This window comes from Streptomyces sp. NPDC037410 (assembly GCF_055602235.1).
In genome coordinates this window covers 1-4,874 of sequence record NZ_JBVJWR010000002.1, presented here as the reverse complement: position 1 = coordinate 4,874, position 4,874 = coordinate 1, and the positions used below count along the sequence as shown (strand labels likewise).

At 70.5% G+C, this 4,874-nt stretch carries 6 protein-coding genes and 1 pseudogene; 4 read left to right on the top strand and 3 right to left on the bottom strand.

Features of this window, described 5'->3' with window-relative positions:
* The first annotated feature begins 114 nt into the window (after positions 1-114).
* The gene (locus ACZ7HT_RS02940; RefSeq protein WP_471159079.1) at positions 115-942 is read left to right on the top strand and encodes a winged helix-turn-helix transcriptional regulator; all 828 of its coding nucleotides are present in this window, start codon (positions 115-117) and stop codon (positions 940-942) included.
* A 243-nt stretch (positions 943-1,185) separates the two neighbouring features.
* Here ACZ7HT_RS02940 and ACZ7HT_RS02935 read toward each other — a convergent pair whose 3' ends face one another.
* The 3 genes from ACZ7HT_RS02935 to ACZ7HT_RS02925 all read right to left on the bottom strand — a co-directional run bounded on the left by ACZ7HT_RS02935 (position 1,186) and on the right by ACZ7HT_RS02925 (position 2,267).
* Positions 1,186-1,674 (bottom strand): hypothetical protein, encoded by a 489-nt coding sequence (locus tag ACZ7HT_RS02935; protein ID WP_471159077.1) that lies wholly within the window; start codon positions 1,672-1,674, stop codon positions 1,186-1,188.
* A 50-nt stretch (positions 1,675-1,724) separates the two neighbouring features.
* A complete protein-coding gene (locus ACZ7HT_RS02930) occupies positions 1,725-1,877 on the bottom strand; it encodes a DUF6126 family protein (RefSeq protein ID WP_471159075.1) in 153 nt (50 codons plus the stop codon).
* 213 nt (positions 1,878-2,090) lie between these two features.
* Complete coding sequence (locus ACZ7HT_RS02925) at positions 2,091-2,267, bottom strand: hypothetical protein (protein WP_471159072.1); 177 nt, start codon at positions 2,265-2,267, stop codon at positions 2,091-2,093.
* 650 nt (positions 2,268-2,917) lie between these two features.
* On the opposite strand from ACZ7HT_RS02925, the gene ACZ7HT_RS02920 reads away from it, so the two are divergent.
* The 3 genes and pseudogenes from ACZ7HT_RS02920 to ACZ7HT_RS02910 form a co-directional block, all read left to right on the top strand.
* Positions 2,918-3,799, top strand: coding sequence for a universal stress protein (locus ACZ7HT_RS02920; RefSeq protein WP_471159070.1), 882 nt, complete (start codon positions 2,918-2,920; stop codon positions 3,797-3,799).
* A 374-nt stretch (positions 3,800-4,173) separates the two neighbouring features.
* Positions 4,174-4,561 (top strand): annotated as a pseudogene (locus ACZ7HT_RS02915) (AraC family transcriptional regulator).
* Positions 4,561-4,874: VOC family protein (locus ACZ7HT_RS02910; RefSeq protein WP_471159068.1), on the top strand; the 314-nt coding region annotated here is incomplete at its 3' end. The pseudogene ACZ7HT_RS02915 and the gene ACZ7HT_RS02910, both read left to right, overlap by 1 nt.

Below are 4,874 nucleotides of genomic sequence, written 5' to 3'. Positions count from 1 at the left end.
GAGAAATGACCACAGAGAAAAAAGGGGAGACCCGGGAAACCCCGCTGAGAGAGGGGGGGGAGAGAGGGGGGGGGAGGGGTCCCCCCCCCCCCCCCCCCCCCCCCCCCCCCGGCGGTGGTCGGCGACTGGTGGAGCCTGCTCCTCATCCGGGAGACAGCGCGCGGGCGTCACCGGTTCGACGCGCTCCAGGAGGAGCTGGGCATCTCCCGGAAGGTGCTCACCGAGCGCCTGGCGCACCTGGTGGAGACGGGGGTCCTGGAGAAGGTCCCGTACCAGGACCGGCCGGTGCGGCACGAGTACCGGCTGACGGAGAGCGGCCGGGGGCTGCTGCCGGTGCTGCTGTCGATGCAGGACTGGGCGGACCGCTGGGTCTTCGGCGACGGCTCGCTCAGCGGCACCGCCGACGAGGCAGGCGCGGAGGCGCGGCGGGTCGTGGCCCTGGCGGGCGAGCGGCTGCCACGCCTGGAGCTGCCGGGCCACCGGGACGGCGTACCGGTGGACCCGGTGGCCGACGGCGTGGCCACCGTCCTGTTCTGCTATCCGGCGACCGGGAGACCCGGCCCCCTGCCGGACGGCTGGTCGGGCATCCCCGGCACCGTCGGCTGCACGCTGGAGAACCGGCTCTTCCGGGACGCGTACGAGGACTTCCGTGCGGCGGGCGCGGAGGTACGCGGTATCAGCACCCAACGCCCGGACGAGCAGAGGGTGTTCGCGGTCGAGGAGGGCATCCCGTTCACCCTTCTCTCGGACGTCGACCTGCACCTCGCCGCCGCCCTGCGACTGCCCACCTTCCGAGCCGGGCAACTGCTACGGCTGAAGCGGGCCGTTCTGGTGGTGGACCGCGACCGCACGGTGCGGCACACACGCTTCCCGGTGACGGACATCCCGGCGGCGGTGGGCGAGGCGCTGGCGGAGGTACGGCGCCTGGCGGCGCAGGACTGACGGCACCCTCGCGGCCCGCTGCCCGCGACACCTGACGTCGGCCTCTGTGCCCGAAGTCGTCGTGGTCGTGGTGGGACACGTGTGGAGCTTCAACCTGGCCCAGGCGGGAACCACCTCTGACCGGCTCCGGTGATGGTCTCCGCCGGAACGGCGCCGGACCACGACGTCGTCCGGATGACGGGCGACGCCCACGACCGCCGCGGCATCACGGACACCCGGCGCGCCAGCGGTCCCCATGAGGCCTTACGCGATGCGGGGCGTCCGGGTCGCGCCCGACGGCCACAGAACGTCGACCTTGATCCCGCGGGCCCGGGCGAAGGCCACGAGGTGGGCGGTCGGGTCCCAGGCGTTCGATGGAGAGCCGTCCCACACGGCGAGGACCCGCGCACAAGCCCGTAGCAGCGACTCGTCGGCACGTACGCACGATGCGGGGTCCGCCGGATCGAACTCAAGCAGCCGCACTCGCTCCGAGAGCATCAGCAGTTCACCGGCCGCCTTGTGGTCGGATGACCACGGCATGACCGGCAGGCCCGCCTTCGACGGCAGCACGGTGACGAGTGCCATCCCCGCAGCCCGCGCGGCGCGCCCGGCCGCGAGGGGCAGGCCCTGCCCCGCACGCACCAGACCCGCCCTCCCCGCCTTCGCGAACGCGGCCAGGCGAGAGCGGAGCTCGGACTCCAGCAGTGTCAGGGCCTGAGTGGTGAGGTCACCATGTCCTACGACAGCGATCACTCGACGATTCCCTTCTCAAGTCTCATGTCCCGCAGCACCTTCCTGCGTCTCTACTTCGGCGCGTGCTGCCCCACATAGAAGAGCAGCCAGACGAATCCGGCGAAGAGGTGCGTCGCGAAGACGTAGACGAACACGCGCAGCATCACGCCTCGTTCCTTCCACCTCTCCAGGTCCCCTTCGTCGCGTGCTTCCTTCTCGGTCATGTCCTCACCGTCCGACGCCTTCGGTGCCGCCGGCACCCCAGCCCGGGATAGGGAAACGTGCCGCTGGAGAATCGACGGCTCGATCCGGCCCGTGAGGAGAGCGCGCACCGGCTTGGGACCGTCCTGGAGCAGTGCCAGGACACGGATGCACACCGGATGCCTGAGCATCCCGAAGAAACCCCTTGGCCTGGCGCAGCGGGACCCGTGAGGAGTTCACGTCTCACCCCGCTCTCCGACCTCGATGCCGTGTTTGCGGGCGAGACGGAGAGCGTCGTCCAGTTCGTCCTCGGCAAGGGCCGCCTCGTAGGCGTCCTCCGCCTCGAAAGCTGCCTCCAGCCGCGCCCGTGCCGCACGGGCCCGCTCCAGCACCGCCTCGGCGAACGTGCTCACATCACACTCCTGACCAGCGCACTTGTATGACTCATCAACTAACGAATTTACGAATTTCGCAAATCATACTCAACGAAGGCGTCCGGGACCCACTGGCATTGGATCCAGCGCCTCGATACCGTGCCAGAGACAGGGGCGTCGGCGACATCAGCCACAACGGCAGGACCACCATGTTCCGACGGCCTCAGAGAGCCGTGCCCGCAGATCCCCTCGGCCGGCGGGTCAGTCGTTCTCGCAGCAGGTTCACTACGAGGGGTGAGCGCCACCGCCGGGGCAGCCGCACCCTTGAGCCACGCGCGGGCGGACTTGTGCTCGGCGCGGGCGAAGTGGGCCATCGCCAGCAGGCCGACGGGGAAGCTGACGAAGGCCTTCCCCCGGCGTAAGCCTGTCGGATGGGAAGCCGTCGACTCCCACGACGACGGTGCCGAACTCCGGGTGGACGGCATGTCGCTGCTCGGTGATCCTCCTCGGGCGTGTGTCCTGCGGCCGGAGAACCGTTCTTCGGGGCGGCACCTTCAACTCTGACACCGCTCGGGGACACTCAGAATGGGCCGTTCGGTCCCTGTCCAACCCTGTCGGCCCTCCCCGCGCCGGCCGGCCGCGCGGGACGCTGGACTCCGGACGCATCGGCACCCCGTAGGGAGGCCCCCATGACAGCCCAGGTCGTCGTCGGTCTCGACGGCTCGCCCGAAAGCATCGCCGCGGCGGAGTGGGCCGCCCGGGCCGCGACACTCCGCGAGGTTCCCCTCCATCTGGTCCATGTGGACGAAAGGCCGAACACCCCCGAGATCCCGCTTGCCTTCACCCTGAAACTGGCGGACCGCACCGAGCAGTTGCTGCGGGACACGGCGGACAAGGCACGCGCCGCTCATCCCGATCTCGAGGTGACCACCGAACGGTGCCGCGGCAGGGCCGACCAGGAACTGACCGCCTGCGCTAACGACGCCGAGGTGACGGTGCTCGGATCCCGCGCGCTCGGCTCGGTCGTCGGCTACCTCATCGGCTCCGTCTCACTTGCCGTCGTGGGCCGGGCCCGGCAGCCCTGCGTCCTGGTCAGGGAGGGTGAGCAGACGCGCTCCGGCGGGTCGATCGTCGTGGGGGTGGACGTTCTCCACTCGTGCGAGCCCCTGTTTGCCTTCGCCTTCGGCGAGGCCGCCCGCCGAAACCGCCCCCTGCTCTTCCTGCACAGCTGGACCCTGCCCGCCTCGTACGGCTACGCGGCGATCGCGGACCCGAGGTCCGGCCAGGAGCTCGGCTCGGCCCTGGCCGACGGCCTCGACCAGCTGCTGGAGCCGTGGCGGCGGAGTTACCGAGGGGTCGAGGTGGCAGCCAAGGACGTCGTCGGATCCGCCGCGTACCAACTGGTGGAGGCGTCTCATGACGCGGAGCTGGTGGTTGTCGGCCGCCGGGGGAGGACCGTCCCGCTCGGCCCGCACCTGGGCCACGTCGCGCACGCGGTGATCCACCACAGCCCGGCGCCCGTCGCCGTGGTACCGCTCGGGGACACGCCCCAGAGATCGTCTCGCCCGTGACGGCCGGGCGACGCCCGCGCATATTGCCCTTCACCTCAGGGGCCCGCACACCGTCGTAGGTCAGCTCTTGTTTGAAGGGTCGTGCTGGAGTTCGTCGGCGGCAGCGAGGGTCTGCACCATGGCAGTGGACAGCAGCTCCTCGTGCGCGGGTGGCGTGCGGTGAGGTCCATCGCGGAGAACGCACCGTCGTGGATGCGCGGGGAGAGGCGGTCGTGGTGGAGGACGTCGAGGATGTGCCAGTTGCCACTTACGAGGCGGAACATCGCGGCGATGGGCACGGTGCCGCCCGGCCGGGCGTACATGAGCGCCGAACTTCGGTCGTTCCAGCGGGCACTCCAGACGTCAGGAGATGAACGACGAAGGGAAGGGCTCTCATGTGTGAGCCTGAATGGGGCGTGCACGCGTACAGGCGCAACGCCTGGCTGATTTTGCGCGGCTGCGCCGCGTCCGCGACCGGATCGACAGGGAGACGCGCAGCCGCTGAACGTGGAGGCGCTCGCCCGTGATGTGAACTTGTCCACCCGGCCACTGAGTCGCCGGTTCCGGGTCGCCTACGGTGAGTCGGCCTACGCGTACCTGATGACGCGTCGCATTGAGCGGGCGACGGCGGATGCGGACGGCCGGCCATGCCGATGCTGCGGGTACGGCCCGCGATGCGGGACGGCGATCAAGGTGGAGGGGATGCCGGCGTGCGTCGCGCAGCTGGTCGCGCGACCGGTCAGGAATCGAGAAGCCCCGGCCGCCACCCACCCCCTAGCGTGATGGTCATGGCAACCACCGCTTCCACCGCAGCCCACACGTCCCTCGCGTCCGTCACCCTCGAGGTGGCCGACCCCGAGGCCGCCCACCGTTTCTACACGGCCTTCGGTGTGGACACGTACGTACGCCTGCGGGCGTCCGAGGCACACTCGACGGGATTCCGCGGCTTCACCCTGGCGCTCACGGTGTCCGGGCCGGCCACCGTCGACGGCTTCGTCCGTGCCGCCGTCGACGCCGGCGCCACGGTGCTGAAGCCCGCCGCGAAGTCGCTGTGGGGCTACAGCGGCGTCGTCCAGGCCCCGGACGGGACGATCTG

Bases quoted from the DNA above. Each gene is read 5' to 3' on its own strand.
- ACZ7HT_RS02920 (WP_471159070.1), top strand. From the start codon at position 2,918: ATGACAGCCCAGGTCGTCGTCGGTCTCGACGGCTCGCCCGAAAGCATC.
- ACZ7HT_RS02930 (WP_471159075.1), bottom strand. From the start codon at position 1,877: ATGACCGAGAAGGAAGCACGCGACGAAGGGGACCTGGAGAGGTGGAAG.